The organism is Herbaspirillum sp. RV1423, from assembly GCF_000577615.1.
Taxonomy (GTDB): Bacteria; Pseudomonadota; Gammaproteobacteria; order Burkholderiales; family Burkholderiaceae_D; genus Herbaspirillum.
The window spans coordinates 65057-84890 of record NZ_CBXX010000038.1; the positions used below are offsets into that span (position 1 = coordinate 65057).

The 19834-nt window shown below is 54.6% G+C and carries 20 protein-coding genes; 5 read left to right on the top strand and 15 right to left on the bottom strand.

Going from position 1 to position 19834, the window contains the following annotated elements:
• Positions 1–19: 19 nt before the first annotated feature.
• From RV1423_RS23740 to RV1423_RS23755, 4 genes are read right to left on the bottom strand one after another with little or no spacing between them, the layout of a single operon-like run.
• Positions 20–730, bottom strand: coding sequence for an ABC transporter ATP-binding protein (locus tag RV1423_RS23740; RefSeq protein WP_003056107.1), 711 nt, complete (start codon positions 728–730; stop codon positions 20–22).
• A 1-nt stretch (position 731) separates the two neighbouring features.
• The gene (locus tag RV1423_RS23745; RefSeq protein ID WP_034302293.1) at positions 732–1937 is read right to left on the bottom strand and encodes an ABC transporter permease; all 1206 of its coding nucleotides are present in this window, start codon (positions 1935–1937) and stop codon (positions 732–734) included.
• Positions 1934–3085 carry an efflux RND transporter periplasmic adaptor subunit gene (locus RV1423_RS23750; RefSeq protein ID WP_003056109.1) on the bottom strand — a complete coding sequence of 384 codons (1152 nt, stop codon included), beginning with the start codon at positions 3083–3085 and terminating at the stop codon, positions 1934–1936. Before RV1423_RS23750 ends, RV1423_RS23745 begins: the two co-directional genes overlap by 4 nt.
• A complete protein-coding gene (locus tag RV1423_RS23755) occupies positions 3082–3690 on the bottom strand; it encodes a TetR/AcrR family transcriptional regulator (RefSeq protein ID WP_004393990.1) in 609 nt (202 codons plus the stop codon). Before RV1423_RS23755 ends, RV1423_RS23750 begins: the two co-directional genes overlap by 4 nt.
• Before the next feature lie 204 nt (positions 3691–3894).
• On the opposite strand from RV1423_RS23755, the gene RV1423_RS23760 reads away from it, so the two are divergent.
• From RV1423_RS23760 to RV1423_RS23770, 3 genes are read left to right on the top strand one after another with little or no spacing between them, the layout of a single operon-like run.
• Entirely contained in the window at positions 3895–4560 is a 666-nt protein-coding gene (locus tag RV1423_RS23760) for a response regulator transcription factor (protein ID WP_034302295.1), read from the top strand.
• Positions 4536–5921: an ATP-binding protein gene (locus RV1423_RS23765; protein ID WP_034302296.1), complete on the top strand. Its 1386-nt coding sequence runs from the start codon at positions 4536–4538 to the stop codon at positions 5919–5921. The genes RV1423_RS23760 and RV1423_RS23765 overlap by 25 nt, the downstream gene beginning before the upstream one ends.
• 9 nt (positions 5922–5930) lie before the next feature.
• Entirely contained in the window at positions 5931–6479 is a 549-nt protein-coding gene (locus RV1423_RS23770) for a cytochrome b (protein ID WP_051516901.1), read from the top strand.
• A gap of 295 nt (positions 6480–6774) precedes the next feature.
• On the opposite strand, the gene RV1423_RS23775 is transcribed toward RV1423_RS23770, so the two are convergent.
• The 3 genes from RV1423_RS23775 to RV1423_RS23785 form a co-directional block, all read right to left on the bottom strand.
• Positions 6775–7251: a 3'-5' exoribonuclease gene (locus RV1423_RS23775; RefSeq protein WP_034302351.1), complete on the bottom strand. Its 477-nt coding sequence runs from the start codon at positions 7249–7251 to the stop codon at positions 6775–6777.
• Between the two features lie 14 nt (positions 7252–7265).
• Positions 7266–7847 carry a 3'-5' exonuclease gene (locus RV1423_RS23780; protein ID WP_034302298.1) on the bottom strand — a complete coding sequence of 194 codons (582 nt, stop codon included), beginning with the start codon at positions 7845–7847 and terminating at the stop codon, positions 7266–7268.
• A 130-nt stretch (positions 7848–7977) separates the two neighbouring features.
• On the bottom strand, positions 7978–8196 hold the full coding sequence (locus RV1423_RS23785) for a hypothetical protein (protein ID WP_034302300.1): 219 nt from the start codon (positions 8194–8196) through the stop codon (positions 7978–7980).
• Between the two features lie 416 nt (positions 8197–8612).
• Between RV1423_RS23785 and RV1423_RS23790 the strand changes: the two genes are divergently transcribed.
• Both RV1423_RS23790 and RV1423_RS23795 read left to right on the top strand, forming a co-directional pair.
• A complete protein-coding gene (locus tag RV1423_RS23790; RefSeq protein ID WP_034302304.1) occupies positions 8613–11579 on the top strand; it encodes a Tn3 family transposase in 2967 nt (988 codons plus the stop codon).
• 85 nt (positions 11580–11664) lie between these two features.
• Positions 11665–13029, top strand: a complete 1365-nt coding sequence (locus tag RV1423_RS23795) for a tyrosine-type recombinase/integrase (RefSeq protein WP_051516902.1) — start codon at positions 11665–11667, stop codon at positions 13027–13029.
• 264 nt (positions 13030–13293) lie between these two features.
• Here RV1423_RS23795 and RV1423_RS23800 read toward each other — a convergent pair whose 3' ends face one another.
• From RV1423_RS23800 to RV1423_RS23830, 8 genes are all read right to left on the bottom strand, one after another.
• Positions 13294–13830, bottom strand: a complete 537-nt coding sequence (locus RV1423_RS23800; RefSeq protein ID WP_034302308.1) for a hypothetical protein — start codon at positions 13828–13830, stop codon at positions 13294–13296.
• 23 nt (positions 13831–13853) lie between these two features.
• Positions 13854–14237 carry a hypothetical protein gene (locus RV1423_RS23805; RefSeq protein WP_034302310.1) on the bottom strand — a complete coding sequence of 128 codons (384 nt, stop codon included), beginning with the start codon at positions 14235–14237 and terminating at the stop codon, positions 13854–13856.
• An 86-nt stretch (positions 14238–14323) separates the two neighbouring features.
• Positions 14324–14659, bottom strand: coding sequence for a hypothetical protein (locus tag RV1423_RS30095; RefSeq protein WP_155835247.1), 336 nt, complete (start codon positions 14657–14659; stop codon positions 14324–14326).
• A gap of 14 nt (positions 14660–14673) precedes the next feature.
• Positions 14674–14949: a hypothetical protein gene (locus RV1423_RS23810; RefSeq protein WP_155835248.1), complete on the bottom strand. Its 276-nt coding sequence runs from the start codon at positions 14947–14949 to the stop codon at positions 14674–14676.
• Between the two features lie 86 nt (positions 14950–15035).
• On the bottom strand, positions 15036–15311 hold the full coding sequence (locus tag RV1423_RS23815) for a HigA family addiction module antitoxin (protein WP_034302315.1): 276 nt from the start codon (positions 15309–15311) through the stop codon (positions 15036–15038).
• 19 nt (positions 15312–15330) lie between these two features.
• Entirely contained in the window at positions 15331–15609 is a 279-nt protein-coding gene (locus RV1423_RS23820; protein ID WP_034302356.1) for a type II toxin-antitoxin system RelE/ParE family toxin, read from the bottom strand.
• A 275-nt stretch (positions 15610–15884) separates the two neighbouring features.
• A complete protein-coding gene (locus tag RV1423_RS23825) occupies positions 15885–16595 on the bottom strand; it encodes a hypothetical protein (RefSeq protein WP_034302359.1) in 711 nt (236 codons plus the stop codon).
• Positions 16596–16730: 135 nt separating this feature from the next.
• Positions 16731–19670: a Tn3 family transposase gene (locus RV1423_RS23830; protein WP_034302318.1), complete on the bottom strand. Its 2940-nt coding sequence runs from the start codon at positions 19668–19670 to the stop codon at positions 16731–16733.
• Between the last annotated feature and the right edge of the window lie 164 nt (positions 19671–19834).

A 19834-nucleotide genomic window follows, 5' to 3' on the forward strand; every position in this document is an offset into this window, starting at 1 on the left:
CTGTAATTCAATCGTTCTCTCATTCGAACTCCCGCCCTTCGCCAGCTTCCTCATGGGTCACACCGTCGCGGATGTGGTAGATGCGCTTGAAAGTGGGGATGATCTTTTCGTCATGGGTGACGACGATGATGGCGGTCTCGAACTTCCGAGCCATGTCATTGAGGATGCGGATTACAGCCATGGCGCGCTCACTGTCTAGTGGAGCTGTGGGCTCATCAGCCAGGATCACCGGAGGGCGATTGACCAAACCTCGCGCAATGGCGACCCGTTGCTGCTCGCCACCGGAGAGTTGCGAGGGCATGGCGCGAGCCCGGTGTTGCACATCGAGCGCGGTGAGCAGTTCCAGTGCCTTCGCGCGCGACTCCCCATTCGCGACGCCTGCGAGCATCGGCAGTAGCGCCACGTTGTCGGTGACATCGAGAAACGGAATCAGGTATGGTGCCTGGAAAACGAAACCGATCTTGTCGCGCCGCAAGGCGCGCAAGTCGCGGACTTTCCAGCCATCGTCGTAGATCACTTCATCGCCCAGCGTCATGCGACCGGCGGTCGGATCAATCACCGCGCCCAGACATTTGAGCAGCGTGCTCTTGCCGGACCCGGAAGGGCCAATCAGGCCCACCACCTCGCCGGGTGCCACCTGCATGTCCACGCCTTTCAAGGCATTGACCGCGGTATCGCCCTCGCCATAACGTTTTCTCAAACCTTCGATGCGAATGCCTTTGCCACTCATCTCAACCTCCAATGGCTTCGGCCGGGTCGACCTTGAGTGCCATGCGAATGGCGACGATGCTGGCTAGAACGCAGATCACGAGCACGGCGAAAAAACCGGCGATGGAGTCGAACGGCATCAGCAGTACGTACTTGGGAAACAGGGGCGCTGAGAAAGTGGCTGTGATCTTGCCGACCACGAAACCAATCACGCCCAGGGCGAGCGCCTGCTGCATGATCATCGCGGCGATGGTTCGGTTGCGTGTGCCGATGAGCTTCAACACCGCGATCTCGCGGATTTTGTCCATCGTCAGCGAATAGATGATGAAGGCAACGATGGCCGCGCTAACGATGGCCAGAATCACCAAGAACATGCCGATCTGCTTGGCCGACGTGGCGATCAACTTGCCGACGAGGATGTCTTCCATCTGTGCCCGTGTGTAGACCGTCAAACGTTTCCAGCGCCGGATGGATTCGGCAACCTCGTCCGGCGCATGACCAGGTTTCAGAGTGACCAGCACTGCATTGACGAACGCGTTGGTGCTCTGTGAAGCAATCACGGCATCCAGCAAACCAGGAACACCGGGTCGATTGAAGGCCGGGTTGGCTTCGGTGCGACGCCGGCTTTGCCAAATGGCGTCGTTGTCCTTGAGGAACTGAGCCTCTTGGGCATCCTTGAGCGGAATGAATACCATCGGGTCGCCGCTGGACGACACCATGCGCCGTGTCAGCCCCACGACGGTGTAATGATTTCGGCGAATGGCAAGACGATCTCCCAGTTTGAAGCCGGTGGCGATGTCGGCCACCGCCTCGTAGTGACCGCGCGTGATCTGGCGTCCAGCGACGAGATAAGGAGGCCATCCGGGTGTAGCCCCCAACGCACCGGGCGCGATGCCGACCACCATGGTGCGTACATCACTCTCGCCCTTGCGTACCTGCATGGTCAGGTAGGTCACGTTCGCTGCCTGTGAGACTCCCGGCATGGCGAGAATGGCGCGATACACGTCATCGTTGAGGCTGGACGACTCCGCATAAGGACCCAGAGTATCCTTTTGCACCACCCAAAGGTCAGCGCCACTGTTGTCGAGCAACGCCTTGCCGTCGTCCACCATGCCTCGGTACACCCCAGCCATGACCAGGGTGACGCCGATCAGCAGACCCAGACCGATGCCGGTGAAGACGAATTTTCCCCAGGCATGGAGAATGTCGCGGCCGGCCAGGCTGATCATCGTGACACTCCTGGGATATGGTCGACCACATGGATGCGGCTGCGCGCCGTCAGTGCCTTTTCGCTATAGGTCACAACCTGGTCCCCATTCTTGAGCCCTTCGCGCACCTGCACGTAACCATTGAGGTCGGAAGTGCCGAGCTTGACCGGGGAGAAATGCAGATCACCATCCACGATTTGCCAGACACCAACTTTGTCGCCCTCACGCTGGACGGCTGCGTTGGGGATCAGTGGAGCGGCCGGGAGCGCCGGCAAGTCAACCGTGACTTCGGCCAGTTCACCCACCGGTGGCAAAGGTTCTGGTTTGTTATCGAATGTCACCTTGGCAAGCGTTTCCTCGGTTACCGCGTCGGCCTTGGGTTCCACCCGCAGCACGCGACCTTTCAAGGTCTGGCCACCACGCGAACGCAGGACGATAAGAGTCGGCAACCCCCCAGCCAGCCCCGATGCGCTGATCTGGTCGAAGCGCGCATTGATCCACAAACTCTTGGGGTCGATCACTTCCACCACGGCCTGGCCCGCGACGATGGTCGTGCCGGGATCGGCATCGCGCACGGCGACTACACCGTCGACCGGCGCGATCAGGCGCAGATTGCTCCGCTGCGCGACGAGTCCTTCGCGGTCGGAGCGTGCCCGGACAATATCTTCCCGAGCGGCAGATAAGGCGGCATCGGCGATCTGCAGTTCCTGCCGCTTGGTGGTGACGATTTCCTCGCTGGTCGAGCGCACCGCAAACAATTGCTCGTAGCGGCGCGCCTGGGTTTGCGCGTAGGCTTGCCGGGCTTCTGCCTCGCGCAAAGCCGCTTCCGCACGCTTGAATGCCGACTCCTGTGAGCGCACCCGATCATCGAGGTCGACCGGCTCCATCTCGCCGAGCACCTGTCCGGCCTTGACCTGGTCGCCTACATGCACCTCCAGGCGTTTGACGCGCCCGGCAAACGTCGGCCCGATCTTGTAGGTGTAGCGCGCCTCCACCGTGCCGATGCCGAACAGCGCCGGTGTGATAGCCCGTGATTCCACGCTTGCCACCGTCACAGCGACCGGGGCGAGCGGCCCTGATCGCAGACCGACATAAATAAAAAGCACCAGCAAAGGAATGATGACGGCAAGCAGCGCCAGGGTGCGGCCTTGCAAGGGTAACTTTTTCATTGCGCACTCCTTATGCCACGCCGATAAATTGCAAAGACGCGCGGCGCATCGCGGTGCATACGTCCCACATCACCCGCCAACAGCGATTGCATGACCAAGCCCTGGATCGTGCCAATGAACAGCGTTGCCGCCGCCTCGTTGTCAAGCGAGGGAGACAACTCGCCGCTGGCCTTGCCTTTCTCGATGAGACGATGCAAACGTTCGCCGTAGCGCTGAATCAAGGTTTGCACCATGCGCTTGGCCGGTGTCGATTCGGCACGCTGAAGCTCACCAAACATCATTCTTGGCACGCCTGGGTGCTCAGCTACGAATTCGATATGACTCATGAACATCGCCTCCATGGCTGCCAAGGGCGACTCGATTCCTTGTGCGGATCGATCGATTCTGGCTAATAGGCGCTCTGCTACCCACTCCATGACCGCCTGCCAAATGGCTTCCTTGTTCGGGAAGTGCCGAAACAGCGCACCCTGGGTCAAGTTCATGTGTTTAGCGATAGCCGCAGTGGTTATCTCGCTTGGGTTTTGTGAACCGGCAAGCGCCACGACGGACTCGACAGTTACGGCACGACGTTCATCGGCCGGCAGATGCTTTGGATGGGTGTCCACGAGCACTCCTTGTAAGATAGTAATTGATTACTATCTTACCACAAGAGGCAACTCAAACAAGAGAAAACCCGACGTACTCGTCAATATCTAGCGTCTGCAATGGGCTTAACGTGCTTTATTTTCCGTTTTCTGAGACGTCCCCTGCTGGTCTTCCGGCAGAGAGCGGCAACGGCATCACATTGATACCATTCGAATGGAGGCGACATGCGAGTACTGCTGGTCGAAGATGACGCGATGATTGGTGAGGCGATTCAGGCCGCCTTGAAGGATGCATCGTACGCGGTAGACTGGATCAAGGACGGACAAATCGCCATCACGACCATCACTGGCCAACACTACGATATCGCTCTTCTGGATTTGGGCTTACCTGGCAAGGACGGGTTAGATGTTTTGAGGAGCATACGCGCAAAAGACATACCAATTCCTTTGCTCATCATCACGGCGCGTGATGGCCTTGATGATCGCTTGCAAGGCCTAGATGGCGGCGCAGATGACTACGTCCTCAAGCCGTTTCAGATGGCCGAGCTGCTGGCCCGCATGCGCGCGGTTTTGCGGCGCAAGGGTGGAATCGCTTCTCCTTTACTCACCAATGGACTGCTATCGCTCGACCCGGCTAGCAAGGAGGCAAGTCTGCGAGATGGAGGCTCGATACAGTTGTCCAACCGTGAGTTCGCTCTGCTCCAGGCATTATTGATGCGTCCGGGAGCAATTCTGTCGCGCAGCGAATTGGAAGACAGAATTTATGGCTGGAACGAGGAAGTCGAAAGCAATGCGGTCGAGTATTTAATCCATTCCTTGCGCAGGAAGCTTGGCAGCGACATCATCAAAAACGTCAGGGGGGTAGGATGGATGGTCTCAAAAGCCGGCTGAACGAATCGGTTCAGTTGAAGCTCTCCGTCATGCTTTGCTTGGCGATTTTAATAGTAGCCATAGTAGCGGGGGTATTTTCATTCGTTTCCGCGCTAGATGAATCGCACGAATTACAGGACGATATGCTTCGTCAAATCGCTCACCTGATGGAGCGTCAGCGACTTTCGCCTGCTTCTCCTGTGCCAGAGGTTAGTTACGCTTCTTCGAACGAAGAGTCTCGTGTCATTGTTCAACATCTTGGTTATTCCGCCAACAAAGCGGAAATAGATGCTGAAGAAGCACTTCCTCTTTCGTCCACGTTGACGGATGGCCTACACGACATTGATGCGGCGGGAGAGAATTTTCGTGTGCTGGTTCAGACGATGCCCGGCGGAGAACGCATCGCTGTCGCCCAAGAATCTGATTTTCGCAACGAAATCGCCAGAGACGGTGCGCTGAGAACCATCATGCCTTTCTTGCTTCTGGTTCCCGTCCTGTTGTTGATCGTCGCCGATCTGATCCGAAAGATGTTCCGTCCCATTGCGGCATTATCCAAGGAAGTGGACCAACGCCAGGATGAGCAATTGCATCCGGTAGAGGCAAGTCATTTCCCTGTCGAGGTAAGACCGTTTGCAGTAGCGATTAATCGATTGCTCGGTCGGATAGATCAATCCATGGCCTCGCAGCGGCGATTCGTCGCGGACGCTGCGCATGAACTGCGCTCTCCCATGACGGCCATCTCTCTGCAGGCGGAAAGGTTGGAAGAGGCTGACATGTCCGAACAGGCAAGCCAACGCTTGCGCGCATTACGGGAAGGAATCGACAGAGGCCGTAACCTCCTCAATCAACTGCTAGCGTTGGCAAAAGCCCAATCATCCGTTTCCGCCGTGGCTACGCCTATCTCCGTTCAGTTCATTTATCGCCGCGTGTTGGAGGACCTGATGCCATTGGCCGAGTCCAAGCAAATCGATATCGGCGTGGATGGTCAGCGAGATGCCCACCTGTTGGTTGACGAGCTCGATCTGTTTTCGCTCCTCAGAAATCTTGTTGATAACGCCGTTCGCTATACCCCGAATGGTGGCAAGGTGGATCTTGCAATCGAAGTTGACGATAAAAGCGTGGCCTTGATTGTCGAAGATAATGGGCCAGGTATCCCGGTGGCCGAACGAGCGCGCATCTTCGAGGCATTCCACCGGTTGCTGGGCAGCGGTCAGATCGGTTCTGGGTTAGGTTTGTCGATCGTGAAGGCCATCGCAGACAGGTTGGGTGCAAGCATCACGCTTGGCTTTCGTGACGAATCTAGTCAATCCGGCCTGCGCGTGACGGTCAATATTCCGAGTCAATTAGTGAGCCAGATAGAAGTCGAAGTCAGTGAAATCTAAGGAGCTATTATGTCGAACAGTATTCAAGAACAATATTCGCCCGTTGCCAAGTTTTTCCATTGGATCACGGTGCTGCTCATCATCGCCCAATGCACCATCGGCTGGACCATGGCAGATGTGGATGATCTGCAATCGCCCGAAGGATTGGTCAGTCTCCATATCTCGGTCGGATTGCTGATCCTCCTGGTCATGCTGGGCAGACTGGTTTGGCGCCTGATCAGTCCGGCGCCGAAACCGCTCCATACGCGTGTGACCCTCACCGTAATTGCAGCCAAGTTCGTGCACGGCGGACTCTACCTTCTTCTCGCCATCTCACCCATCCTGGGTTGGATGAATGCTGCAGAGCGTGGCTGGAACCTGTCCTTCTTCGGCTTGATGCAGCTGCCCGCAATCTTCCCTGCAAATTCCGATTTGCTGGCCACGATCGGGGATTGGCATATTGCGTCGGTCTGGGCACTATTAGCGCTGATCGGCTTACATGTATGCGCTGCTCTCTACCATCAAATTATTCTGAAAGATGGAACCCTTACTCGAATGCTTCCCTCAAGCAATCGATAGCCTACAGTCTGCTCATTGAATGCTTTTTGCTTCAATGAGCAATTCATGCAAAGTCGCTTCATATGATTGCTGGGTATCTACCCTGTGCCCTTAAGATGATTTTTCACTTAGTTAGCTTAGATGAAGTTTTCGACGCATCACTTTGGGTATTCGCCCTATCAGGCATCGCTGGCAGCATCATAGGAGGCTATTTCCTGTATAAGTGCTGGGATGGACGATGTCCGTTATTGGAAGCTATCCAATCGCATTATGAATCAGCGCTCAACAATGTGAAAATCGAACGGCCATCTCAGGGCTACGGTGAATTAGAAGGAACTTCACGGAAAGCATAACAATTTGCTCTGGCATCATTGAGGGCATGATGCTCAGGCAGCTTATGTTCCTGATGAAACTCATAACGCAATAGCTCATTGATGCGATCAGCAACGAGGCGGCGCTTGCACCATGGAGGCACGCGGCCATCCAGGGCGTTATAAAAGAGGTCCCAATCAGTCTGGTAGTCGTAGCAAATGAAGACCTCTTGATCTTTCGGCCTTACCAGCCTGAGCCAGTTGGTCATCTGGACATAGAGATCGTCCTTGGTCATTTCGGCATGGGGTGCGTATCCTAAGAGTGGAAGCACTGCTGCCTTGACGAACTCGCTGCATTCGCGCACCTCGTAGCGAAGCTCGGCGTAAAACTCTTCGCCACTCTGTGCCACCAAGCCGATACTGATCAACTGCGGATCAAGGAAGTCAGTGAACTCCGTATCGATAAAGACGTTGAACGACACCGTGTACTCCCTCATTAAACAACCGCGCTGCCTTGGCTTTGGCCCGAAAGCGTGGCATGCCCCAATACCCAAGGCATCAGCTTAGCAATGTTGACTGCGTCGTCCAGTCCACGATGATGCTGCCCCTCCAGCCTGATGCCGGCTAGCGCGCACGCCCGAACCATGCCAACTTCCTTGCCAATGCGCTGGGCCTTTGCAAAAAGCCGTTTGGCATTCTGGTGGGGCATGGTCAAAGGCATGGCGATGCCATGACGCTGGACCTCCCTGGTCAACTGTTTGTGATCGTAAGCTCCCCAGCTCATCCAGACAGCATCGGTCGATACCATGTCGTTGACGAAGGCTTGAAGCGCCTGTGCTGCGACAGGGAGCAAGGGGGCCTGATCGACTTCTTCTTGCGTGATACCGATCAATTGTTTGCAAAATGGCGTGAGTGTCGGTCGCACCATCGGTTTGACCAGATGTTGAAAGCGTTCGAGCACCACGCCGCCTTCAGTGGTCCAGCAAGCGCCAATTTCAATGATTTCCATCTCTTCCGGCGCAATGCTGCCGTCGTCCGAACAGGTCGCTTCCAGGTCAACTACAAGAATTCTTGCCACGTGATCCTCTTGATTAAGGGGGAGCCGACGATGGAGGAAAATTTCGCATGCGAAATTACCGCCTTTAGTGACTAAAGGATCTGTTGATTTCGCAGCTTGAGCCGGCTCATTTCGGGCTAGTTGGTAGCTATCAGCTAGCTGAGAAATGTTTGCTGCTGAATTTGCGGCTGATCCGCGTGGAAAATATTCGGCCGTTCATCGGGCGCGATGGCCGGGTGGTGACGGCAATCGCACCGTCATGAATGGACAGGAACACACGTTGGCCTATCTTCCAGTCCGTCAACGCCTTCGGCCATGAGACTTTGCCGCCGCGTTCGAGGATGGTGGAGTAGGTTTGACGTTTTTTCATACAAGCCAATGTTGTTCAATTTTTCGGTTTTGATCAGAGCCGATCACGTTCTGCTGTATTTCGTGCTGCAGTTTATAGCATCTCGTGGACACAATTTATTCATGTCGTGATCTGCGTTGGCTTACGGAAGTAACCACGCGCAAGAGTGTGAAAAATTGCCATTGACAACCATTCAGCGTCTGATGCAATGTCCCGTTGCTGGCCGGGACAGGCGTTTTACAGCTAGCGCGACACGCTGCTTGCGGCGGTCAATCGTCCAACGAATTCCGTAGCGTACAGTTTTTTCCATTTTGCACATCGGGGGAAAATTTCAAATAAAAATCGCCAATTAGTTTCGTCCGCCCAGGAGAGGTTGCCACGAATCTCTTCATGCCGAAAGCAGTGTCTACTTCCCGCCTTAAGAGGAATTCACCGACATGCCACGCCGCTCCATTCTTTCAGCCGCTGAACAGGCGAGCCTGATTACCTTCCCCGAGTCACAAGACGAGTTGATTCAGCACTATACGCTCAACGACACCGATCTGGCCCTGATTCGTCAACGTCGAGGCGATGCTAACCGGCTTGGCTTTGCCGTCCAGCTCTGTATGTTGCGGTTTCCTGGATATGCCTTCGGCAACGACCGGGAAGTGCCAGCCCATGTGGTGCAGTGGGTCGCACGTCAAGTGCGAGCAAATCCGGACATGTGGGGCGACTACGCTCAGAGAGATACCACGCGAAGAGAGCACCTCCAGGAGCTGCGAAGCTATCTGTCAGTACGTCCGTTCGGGCTGGCGGATTATCGCTTCCTCGTCCATCAAATGACAGACTTGGCGACGCAGACAGATAAGCCGATCGTTCTCGCTGCCAACGCATTACAACAGCTGCGCAATCGCAGCGTAATCCTGCCTGCAGTATCTGTGATCGATCGGATATGCGCGGAGGGGATCAGTCGCGCGAACAAGAAGATCTACCGTACCTTGACAGAGCCGCTCTCCGATATCCATCGGCGCAGCTTGGACGCGCTGCTGACAAACCGTCCCGGCACCGGCGTGACGATGTTGTCTTGGCTTCGGCAATCACCTCGAAAACCAAATTCCCGCTTCATGATGGAGCACATCGAGCGGCTTAAAGCGTTCCAAGCACTGAATCTGCCAGAGGGGATCGGTCGTTACGTCCATCAGAATCGGTTACTCAAGATAGCGCGTGAAGGCGGTCAGATGGTGCCGCGCGACTTGTCCAGATTCGAAGATCTGCGGCGTTACGCCACTTTGGTAGCGCTTGCCATCGAGGGGATGGCGACCGTGACCGATGAAATAGTGGATCTTCACGACCGCATACTCATGCGCCTGTTTAATGCGGCCAAAAACAAACACCAACAGCGGTTCCATCAGCAGGGTAAGGCCATCAACGAAAAAATCTTGTTGTACACCCGCATCGGCAAGGCACTGGTAGAAGCTAAGCTGGCAGGTATGGACCCGTATGACGCGATCGAGGCCGTATTGCCATGGGATGAATTTGCCAAAAGCATCGATGAGGCCGCGCATCTTGCACAGCCTGAGTCATTCGATCATCTGTATTTGATGGGAGAACATTTCAATACCTTGCGTCGCTATACCCCAGAATTTCTGGATGTATTGGAGCTCCGGGCGGCGCCAGCCGCGCAGAGCGTTCTCGACGCGATTGAGGTGGTGAAAGAGATGAACCTCAAGGGTGCCAGGAAGGTGACCGAAGATGCTCCAGTCGACTTTATCAAGGCACGCTGGCGCCCCTTGGTCCTCACAGACGATGGAATCGATCGTCGCTTCTACGAAATGTGCGTCCTTGTGGAATTGAAGAATTCTTTACGCTCCGGGGACATTTGGGTCAGAGGCTCTCGCCAGTTCAGGGATTTTGAAGACTATCTTCTGCCGGTCGAAAAATTTACCGCCATGCGACGGGATGCGGAACTTCCATTGGCGATCGATCCGGACTGCGATCGCTATCTGACAAACCGCCTGGCACTTCTCCAGGAGCAGCTGGAAAAAGTGAATCATCTGGCGCTTGCGCAGGAACTACCCGACGCCATCATTACGGATTCCGGACTAAAAATCACCCCGCTTGATGCGGCGGTACCAGAGTCCGCCCAGGCGCTGATCGATCAAGCAAGCGTGATCCTACCTCGGGTCAAAATTACGGAATTACTCATGGAGGTTGATGACTGGACGGGCTTTACCCGGCATTTCACCCACCTGAAGTCCGGCGAGGTCACAAAAGATCGTACGTTATTGCTCTCTGCGATCTTGGCAGACGCAATTAACTTGGGCTTAAACAAGATGGCCGATTCCACACCCGGCACGACCTACGCCAAACTCTCATGGTTACAAGCTTGGCATATACGGGATGAGACCTATACCGCCGGACTGGCCGACTTGACCAATGCTCAATTGCGCAATCCCTTCGCAGCGAACTGGGGTAGTGGGACGACATCCTCTTCCGATGCTCAGCGATTTCGCGCCAGCGGGAAGGCTGAAAGCACCGGGCATGTCAACCCAAAATACGGTACCGAACCAGGACACCTTTTCTATACCCATATTACCGACCAGTATTCGCCGTTCTACGGCAAGCCTATCAGCGTCGGCGTGCGCGACTCGACTTACGTCCTTGATGGCTTGCTTTACCACGAGTCAGAACTCCGCATCGAGGAGCATTACACAGATACCGCTGGCTTTACGGATCACGTCTTTGCATTGATGCATTTGCTCGGATTTAAGTTTGCGCCACGAATTCGAGATCTGGCCGATACCAAGCTGTATGTGCCATCAAGAGAGCAGGACTACCATGCGTTAAGGACGATGATCGGAGGGACGCTTAACATTAAGCATCTACGTGCCCATTGGGACGAAGTATTGCGGCTCGCCACGTCAATCAAGCAGGGTTCCGTGACTGCCTCCTTGATGATCCGCAAGCTCGGTAGCTATCCTCGCCAAAACGGACTTGCTATTGCATTGCGGGAATTCGGGAGAATTGAACGGACGCTATTTATTCTGGAGTGGCTTCAGGATGTCGAGCTGCGCCGCAGAGTACATGCCGGCCTAAATAAGGGCGAAGCCAGAAATGCCTTGGCACGCGCCGTCTTCTTCAATCGTCTGGGGGAGATCCGCGACCGCAACTATGAGCAGCAGCGTTACCGTGCAAGCGGCCTCACGCTCGTCACTAGCGCCATTGTGCTTTGGAATACCGTATATCTGGAACGCGTCATTGAGGCGTTGCGAGCGCAAGGAAAAGATATTGAGGATGCACTGTTGTCATTCTTATCACCGCTGGGCTGGGAGCACATCAATCTGACTGGAGACTATCTCTGGCGGCAAAGCAAACGACTGGAAATAGGGCAGTATCGGCCTTTGCGAAACGCTGAAAAGCCTTAGCGTACAATTTTTCCCGTTTCCTCAATTTCCCCCTCTTGGTCATGTACTTGGCCATCCTTGTTATGAGCGCTGGACTTTTTCGCGCATGAAACGTAGCTTTGCCTCGCTTGGCGAAGCGAAGAGGATTAAGCCGGCTGCATTTGGCGTCTTGCTCGACCATCCGGAGGCTGTCGAATGGTGGGAACGTGGTCGCTTACGTACCGCTGCGAAAGAGGAAGCACCGGAGCCACTCAAGGTCTTGACGGCGCTGATGCATACATATCGTCGGCGATTTCGGCCCACCGACGATATCCTGCCTGCGAGACCTGAGACGGTTGACGATTCCAGCACGTGGATCTCCCTGATTGAATCAAATCAAACGGCAGAAATGACGTGCTGGCTGGCCCGCGGCGGACGCTTCGTCAATCGACAACCTGGTACCAACACGCTGGCAGTAGTCGAGGACCTCGAAGCTCTGGTTTCGTTTATGCGTGAGCGAGCCAGCAAGTCACGTCATACGCTCCGCGCTTATGCATCAGAGATGCGACGGCTTGTGACCTGGTGTCGAGATCGCCAGCTTGGCCCGCTTTCTGACCTGACGCGAGCCGATCTGCTGCAATACCAAGGCTATTTGTCGCAAGCACATGCGACGGCGGATAAAGCTGGTAATCCGACCATCAAGCGCCCAGCCTCCGCGACAGTGTCGCGAGCCATGGCCACCGTTGCGAGCCTTTACGATTACTGGCATGAGACTGGATACTTGACTGCCAACCTGGCCGCCAAGCTGGCAACCGGCTCACAGAAGCGCACCGGGTACTCGCCACAACGCTTTCTGCCTCCGGCTCTGGTCGCCGCTTGCGATACATGGGCCCTAGCGATGGTAGAACAGAACGACGACATCACTCTGCTGCGCCGGCGCGCGATCTGGGCGTTGTATCGCTTCAGTGGCGTACGTCTGGCAGAACTCGCGTGGTCACAGGAGACTGGGCTGCCACGCATCGAAGCCGAGGCCCCCGACCTGTGGACACTTCATGTCCACGGCAAGGGAGACAAGCTGCGCGCTATTCCCTTGCCCACGGCCTGCGTTCAACAAGTGCGTGCCTATCGGGTCGCACGCGGCCTACCGGCCGAGCCCGGCGCTACGGAGAATTTACCGTTGATTCACGGATTTAAGGGGGGCTCGCTGCAGGAATCGGGACTTTTTGACGAAGTGAAGTCACTGTTCTGTGAGGTGGCGAAGCAGATCGAACATCAGGATCCGGTACAGGCGGCGCTGCTCAGGGTGGCGTCGCCGCACTGGTTGCGGCACACTTATGCGAAATCGCTGGTGGTCGACCACAAAGTGCCACTACCAGCGGCACAAATGCTGCTCGGGCACGCCTCAGTCGAGACGACGGCTGCTTACGCGAAGACAGACTTGTCGCAATTGCGCGAATTCGTCGAACAAAGTTTTGCGGGCGGATTTAGGTAGAAACCGGAATATGGGGAGCGAGGAAACTAAAAATTGCACTTTCAGAGTCAAGCCGTTCAAATAACCTCCGTTTTGCAAACGATCGTTCAACCGCTTCCAGTTGCGTCAACAAATGCCACCCTGGGATAGATTCCCAGTCGTAGGCTTCATCAAGACTAGTAATAGATTTCACGCTAAATACCTTAACCTTTCATGCCGTTGCCGTTAGGCTCGGAATATTCAACACTTTATTTGAACGGCTCGCTTTCAGAGTGTCCTCTTTATCTACCGTGAATTAAAGTTATTCCATAACGTCGGTAGGTCGAAATTTCTTGCCCCGGTCGGCGTAGCATGGATTTTTCTGAAAACGAAATTCCAAAACTCCAACCCATTTCGGCAGACTTGCAAGGCATTCTCAGCCGGTGCACTAATAACTTCATATTCCTTTTTCTTGGAGTCGTATCGTGAAACATCCAGAAAAAAGAAACCTGAAACAAAGACAGCGCTTTCATATCCACCAAACTCAAGTACTGCATCCGGAGTGTGAAACTTCATATAATCATGCGCGACCGTATTACGCGCTTCCCACAGCCAACAAACTTGATGCCATTTATCGTCAGCCAGAAACATATCGATAGACGGCGCTTTCATGTTTTTAGGTTTAAAATTCTGAACTGCCGCTGTCAGGAAGATAAGAAAATGCTCCATGAACCTTAATGCTTGTGTCTTATCAATGGCGTTTGAAAACTCAGCCAAATATTCAGCGGCATAGCCTAAGAATCGTTGAATTGCTTCGGTTTTCTCAATGGAAGTATTCGCCACATTTTTCCTCGCTATTTTTTAGCTTATGAACCAGGGGCGTTTGAGGCCAATTTCTTTTGATACTCATTTGCAAGTTCAAGAAGCTTTTCAACTTCTTCCCTGTTGCGCGCTTCGATTTCAACATCACCGACCTTGAGACGAACTTTGCGGCCCATACGTCCAGCAATATATGCGACAAGGGCCGGACCAACTGTGTTCAAGATCGGCTGTGCGTGATTGAAAAGGAACTCGCCGATTAAACCGCCACCCCCGTCAGCAGAGTCCATTGTGAATGCACGACGCGAGGTCGGCCGGGTTAATTTAGCAAAATGAATTAATTCTTCCTGATAGTCCGAGCTGAATGTTTCACTATCATCTTGGGGCGCTTGTACAAGTGCCAACTCGAAACTACCAACACTATTGTTCATGTTTTTCCTCTCGATCAGAAGGCGTCCGATACGTGCAGCTCTCCGGAATAGGAGATGAAAAAGCCCAATGAAATTTCTTTCAGTTATCAATATTCAGAAACAGCGCCTTCTAAATACCTAAATCTCTTTGTTTCACCTGTAAGCGTGTTGCCATACAAGATATCTACAATTTCAAGGTGGGATTTTGCCGACTTCGCTTCTTCGATTATTGACGTCAAGGACTCTGCAGCGTCATTAGAAGTTCGCCAAAAAAGCGCTTGAGAAATAACATCATCGCCTTCTTCACTTTCGCCTCTAAATAACACGGTAACAACGTGAAGTGCTGTTGGCCGATTCCATGCGGTCGAGAACACGCTTTTCAAGCGCGTCGGCGTTCTTCCGCGTCGTTTCGTAACGCTTACGCTGGTGGTCGTGATCGACATGACGTTTTACTCACTCAAAAAGTTTCGGCAAGCGCCGATAGAGCATCTTCTCTAGCCGATTCTTTCGAGGGGGACATCCCGCACCTCAAGCCGCTCCGCGTATTGGCCGCCCAATACGTTAGCCCAGTCTCCAAAATTTCCCCACTTTCAAAATCGACCCTAGCGTCCCAATTTGCAAGTTTTAATGCTCCAATATCCTCTCGCATAACCTCGTTGCCACTCGCTTCAAGCCACCGTTCCAACGGGACTGCCAACTGCTTGGCTGCTTCTTGAAGATTGTCGTAGTTCATTAATTTCCCCCTCACGAGGCTTGATTGTGCGACATTGCCCAATACCGCGCATTTATCAACTGTCATCCGGCGAGCATACAAGCTGCCTATGCTGCGATGCGTTCAATTTTTGGGCGCTTGACCTTGCCGGCCTGGTATAAGTCGAATTGCAGCTGCATTCCTGCCCACAATTCAGGGCTGGTACCGAAGGCAGAACCAAGGCGGTACGCCATGTCAGGCGAAATACCGGCCGCGCCCGTAACGACACGTTGAAGCGTGACCCGGCCAACGCCAAGACGAGTGGCGGCCTCAGTCACGGTGACATCCCCCAGATATTCTCTCAACACCTCTCCGGGGTGAGGCGGGTTATGCATGCGAGTCATATAAAAACCTCCGTAAAATTCAGTGATAGTCGAGATAATCCACAAGGATCGCGTCCGCACCCTCAAAAGCGAAAATCAATCGCCAGTTTCCATTGACCGTAATTGCCCAATGTCCCTTTAGATCACCTTTCAAAGGATGCAGTCCCCACGATGGGGCTGATAAATCTTCCGGCTGTACAGCTTGATCCAGTGCTGCCAGTTGAAGCCGCAATTTGGCCGCGTGTGCGGCCTGGATTCCAGCTTTGCTACCCGTTTCAAAGAAGCGGTGCAGCCCTTTGTGTCGAAAGCTTTTAATCATGAGGTGGATTGTATCGTGTATCGCTACACAATGCAACGAATAGGCGAGGATTATGAGTTTTTTCTTATCTTGCGGTAATGCCACGCAGTTTCATGCAAGCGGCACACATCCACATTTTTCTACCATTGCGGTTCAGGTAGGAGCCCACCTGCGCGTCTCCATATCCTTGATGATACCCACAGAATAACTTGCCGGTAACCAGTGCCACATTGGATGTCAGTCGCGATTTGTCATTTGCGCTTGTCGTTTCAGATGAATTCATAGTGGTAGATGGCTCAGTGATGCATGCTGGTCAACAGATGCAAAACGGATTTTGCATTCGAATCAATTTCTTCCAAGACACCCAGCCAGTGGCCAATAACACGTTTAACACTCGGTCCAGGTTGTGCATCCCGCCATACGGATAGTATCCGGCGGTATCCAATCATATCGGCTCGCTGCACGCAATAAGAAGTGGCCAACTGGGTCTTCTCAACATCGCTGAGGGCCGTAGAAATGCCCGTAGCTCGTTGCAACAATATAATTTGTTCGGCTGTATTTTCTTGAACATCCCGTAGATGATCGATAATCAAAGGAAGCCCCAACGGATCCGGATGGGTAATGACCTTGATCTCTTCCTCGTCGCTATTTCCGGTCTTTACTTGCAAGATGTCGTACTTATCGCAGGCCACCAGGCGTACCGATGGAATATTGATCTTGGTCCAAGGAAATAAATCATTCTTTTGTACCACGAGCATGCGAAGCTCATCTTTAAACTCACGCTCTAGCCCTGGAAAAGCCTGTTCTGGTGTGTCGGCATCTCCGATCTCCCAGACGCGGCTAATGTGATTTTCACGCTCCTCCGGGTCGGGGAACAAGCTGATATTCCAGGCGAGACAGCACACCATCGCCGTTTTGTTTCTCGTTTCCAAATCATTAATAAAAAGGAGATGAGGAAGTACAAAGGTGGAAAAACAAGATGCTACCGAAAACTGTTTTATTTTCATATCCATACACTCGTTTCTAAACGACTTCCCAGGGCCGATGTCGTTATCTGGGAGTTCTTGCACATCGAGGCCGGCGCTGCCCTAACCAATGAGACATGTCCGTCGCATGTTCCTTTGCGGTAGAAAACAGCATTATTATGACCGTTTCCGGATAGCATCCACAGTAGCTGCTGTGCTATTAGGCAGAATGCGTTGCGCATAATCCGCCAGCGGGAATTCGAACGTGCCTCGCAGGTTGATGCCTTCCAGATTGGTAGGCGCAATGCGACGCAGGTCTTCCGGGGGCAGGCTTTCCCCACCGACGGCCTCTATTCGCTCGACCGCGTGTTGCATGTGCTGGGTATTCCACGCCATCAGGGCGTTCGTTAAGAGCGACAGGCTCGATGACACGGCGGCCAGCGATTCCGGCCGCTTGGCCAGTTCGGTCGGTATCTTGCCAGTATGGACGGCGCGCTGCACAGCATGGACAGCCTCACCACGGTTCAAGGCGTGCCGTAGTTCGCGTCGGAACACAGGGTTGGTGAAATAGTCGATCAGGAAAATTGACCGCAGCAGTCGCCCCAGCTGCACGCCACCATCGTAGACATCCTGGCCGCGAGCGGCGGAACCGAAGCGTTGTAAGGCCTGCACAGCCGTGCAACGACCGCTTTGGATGGACGCAACCACGCGCACGAATTCGTCGTAAATCGCCTCAATCGCGTCGAGGTCCACATCGCCGGCGACCACGGGGAGGACTTCGCCCGGTACCTCGTGGCCGACCGGCACATGCAGATAGCGGTCACGCATATGTTGCAGGACCGGACACAAGTCAAACTTCAAGCCCTTGGCCACGGCAATGCCGAAATCGGTATAGCCGTGGGTGTCGACAGCGAGCTGAGCGACGTCGTCGGTTCCTGCCTGCCGTACCACGCCTTCGATGGCGGCGCCGACCTGGCGCTCTTTGAGCAGAATCGGCATGTCGTAAAAGATGCCCCAGTGGTCCCGCACATGGGTGTAAATACCGATTGAGGCGGTGCGGCGGCGCGGATCGGCGCGCGCCTGCCAGACGGTGCGCGTCGTCTCCAGGCTCATCATGTCGCTCGATGCCAAATCTCCGCGTCCCCAGTGTGCAGCAATCGGATGGCGGTGCATGTAGACCAGTATGGCATCCGCCGCTTCGCGTAACTTGCGCTCGTCGGCGACCAGCTTCATCATCTGACGGATCGCCGATCCCTTCAGTTCTGGGATCATGCGGGAAATGTCAGCGGCCGATAGCGACGTGCCGTGCGCCAGAACGGCAGCGTAGACCAGCAGCAGTTCGCTGCGCGAGCGTGGTTCACGACCGAGTAACAGCCAGGAAAACCGCACCTCGCTGTCGATGTCGAGGATAATTTTCGGCAGCTGCCCTACGGGCCGCTCTTCGAAAATCGCCCGGCGCAAGGCGTCCAGATGAGGCGCCTTGTCCTCGGCCTTGAGCACCTCGTTACGGATACTGCCGTCTTCGATCCGGACCTCCCCGCGCAGGTAGGCATCGCGTAGACGTTCGAGCCCCTGGTCGAGGTGATCAACGACCTTGGCCAGAAACACCTTCGGGTCCTGCGACAGTTCCAGATGGCCATAATAATGATGGCGTTTGGCTTTCCATTCGGCCTCGGAAATGAGTAGCGTCGCCCTACTGCGGAAGGAAAAGCTATGGTCGACATACACAGAACCGTTGCGTAATGCCATACGTAGCGCGGAGATCGTGGCCCACTCGAATGCGCGTAACGCCTCAATACGGTCTTGCCCATAGATGATATCTTGCCACACGCGGCCGAGCTTGAGGTTGATGCTCGGCGGCAGTTCGTTGCCGCCATTCAGACCATACAGATCGCGTAGCACGTTAATCGCGTCAATGACGGGATGCTGCGTTTCCGATTCGAACGGCAGCTTGACGAGTTTGTGCAGCATGGCGCGTGCTTGGGCGCTCTTGGTCATCAACTGCAGGCGAATCAAGCTGCGCCGGCTCGGCGCATGCTGGGTGAGCATCTGGTCGGCCAGATCGGCAATCTGAGTGAGTGCCTCGTCCGCCGGCAGAGTCTTGTCCTGTGCCAGCGCCTTGATCGCTTCAGCAAAGCTGCAGAGTTGCTTTTTGAGGTCGGGGCGGCCGCTGTCGACCTGCCGGCCAGCCTCGCTGGTCACATCGATCGCCCAGCGCCGGAACATAGCCAACAACTGGTCTGTGGCAGCGCACAATGCATAGCGCATGAAACAAGCGGCTTCCAGCCGACGCGACTGGGACTGGACGCGCTTGCTGACCGACGGTGGGCGGTTCGCGCAGCGGCGCGCGTAATGCCGCACCAGAGTCTCGTTCACGTCCGCAGGCCAAGTTGTGGTTACCTTCAGCACATAGAGCCGGTCGATCTTGTCGAACAATTCAGCCATCTGGACTGTCGAGTGCTTCAGCGGCACTGCCCAGAGCCATTGTTGCAGACTCCCGTATTCGCCCTCTGGCGCGGGGAGATGCCGGCTCCATTCATTTATAGTGGCGTTACCTACCGACTGCAGCAATGTCGTCTCCAGGAACTCCTCATGGCTGCGAATCGCATCGGCGATCACACGTTTAAGCAAACGGTCGTGCGCAATCAGGATGCGATGCTCGTACAGCCAGCATTTGACCTGCATCAGCAACGTTGAAGTGTCCGGCCGTCCGACTAACGTTTCCTTGAGCCAGCGCACCAAATAGCGGCGCTGGTGCTCGGTCATGACCCCAAAGCCGAGAGTCTGATAAGCGAGCTGTTGGTGGTCGATCAATGTGCGCGGGCGGGTGTCGTACAGAGAGCGAAGGGTGCCAATTTCCGGAGGCGCGATCCCTAGTTGGTCACCAAGATGCGTCCAAAGGGCCTTCGGGATCTGCTTATAGGCATCGAGCGTGCGGCCAGTCATACGAACGAAGCCGAGGTGTAGGGCCAGCGCCAGTCGGTATAGATCACGGCGCCGTTGGTTGATCAGCCCGCGCTCTTTGACGGAAAATGTGAAGAACGTGTTGAGTTCAAACTCGTTGAGTTCAGCCGGGATGTGGCGCAAGCCGAGGTAGGGAGCATGCCAGTGGTCCATTTTGATTCTTCGTGGAAAGAACAATGCGCTCCATCATACCCGGCGAAAATGGCAATCAGCAAGTAGCTGATTTAAAAGGAAATATTACGGTGAGCACCGCTGTAACCCGCATGAATACTGGGGGCGACTACCGTCGTAGAGTACACGGGAATCAAAGGAACCCC

Excerpts from the sequence above, each read along its gene's own strand:
- RV1423_RS23740 (WP_003056107.1), bottom strand. The coding sequence starts at position 730 with ATGAGTGGCAAAGGCATTCGCATCGAAGGTTTGAGAAAACGTTATGGC.
- RV1423_RS23745 (WP_034302293.1), bottom strand. The coding sequence starts at position 1,937 with ATGATCAGCCTGGCCGGCCGCGACATTCTCCATGCCTGGGGAAAATTC.
- RV1423_RS23750 (WP_003056109.1), bottom strand. The coding sequence starts at position 3,085 with ATGAAAAAGTTACCCTTGCAAGGCCGCACCCTGGCGCTGCTTGCCGTC.
- RV1423_RS23760 (WP_034302295.1), top strand. The coding sequence starts at position 3,895 with ATGCGAGTACTGCTGGTCGAAGATGACGCGATGATTGGTGAGGCGATT.
- RV1423_RS23765 (WP_034302296.1), top strand. The coding sequence starts at position 4,536 with ATGGATGGTCTCAAAAGCCGGCTGAACGAATCGGTTCAGTTGAAGCTC.
- RV1423_RS23770 (WP_051516901.1), top strand. The coding sequence starts at position 5,931 with ATGTCGAACAGTATTCAAGAACAATATTCGCCCGTTGCCAAGTTTTTC.
- RV1423_RS23785 (WP_034302300.1), bottom strand. The coding sequence starts at position 8,196 with ATGAAAAAACGTCAAACCTACTCCACCATCCTCGAACGCGGCGGCAAA.
- RV1423_RS23790 (WP_034302304.1), top strand. The coding sequence starts at position 8,613 with ATGCCACGCCGCTCCATTCTTTCAGCCGCTGAACAGGCGAGCCTGATT.
- RV1423_RS23795 (WP_051516902.1), top strand. The coding sequence starts at position 11,665 with ATGAAACGTAGCTTTGCCTCGCTTGGCGAAGCGAAGAGGATTAAGCCG.
- RV1423_RS23805 (WP_034302310.1), bottom strand. The coding sequence starts at position 14,237 with ATGAACAATAGTGTTGGTAGTTTCGAGTTGGCACTTGTACAAGCGCCC.
- RV1423_RS30095 (WP_155835247.1), bottom strand. The coding sequence starts at position 14,659 with ATGTCGATCACGACCACCAGCGTAAGCGTTACGAAACGACGCGGAAGA.
- RV1423_RS23810 (WP_155835248.1), bottom strand. The coding sequence starts at position 14,949 with ATGAACTACGACAATCTTCAAGAAGCAGCCAAGCAGTTGGCAGTCCCG.
- RV1423_RS23815 (WP_034302315.1), bottom strand. The coding sequence starts at position 15,311 with ATGACTCGCATGCATAACCCGCCTCACCCCGGAGAGGTGTTGAGAGAA.
- RV1423_RS23820 (WP_034302356.1), bottom strand. The coding sequence starts at position 15,609 with ATGATTAAAAGCTTTCGACACAAAGGGCTGCACCGCTTCTTTGAAACG.
- RV1423_RS23825 (WP_034302359.1), bottom strand. The coding sequence starts at position 16,595 with ATGAAAATAAAACAGTTTTCGGTAGCATCTTGTTTTTCCACCTTTGTA.
- RV1423_RS23830 (WP_034302318.1), bottom strand. The coding sequence starts at position 19,670 with ATGGACCACTGGCATGCTCCCTACCTCGGCTTGCGCCACATCCCGGCT.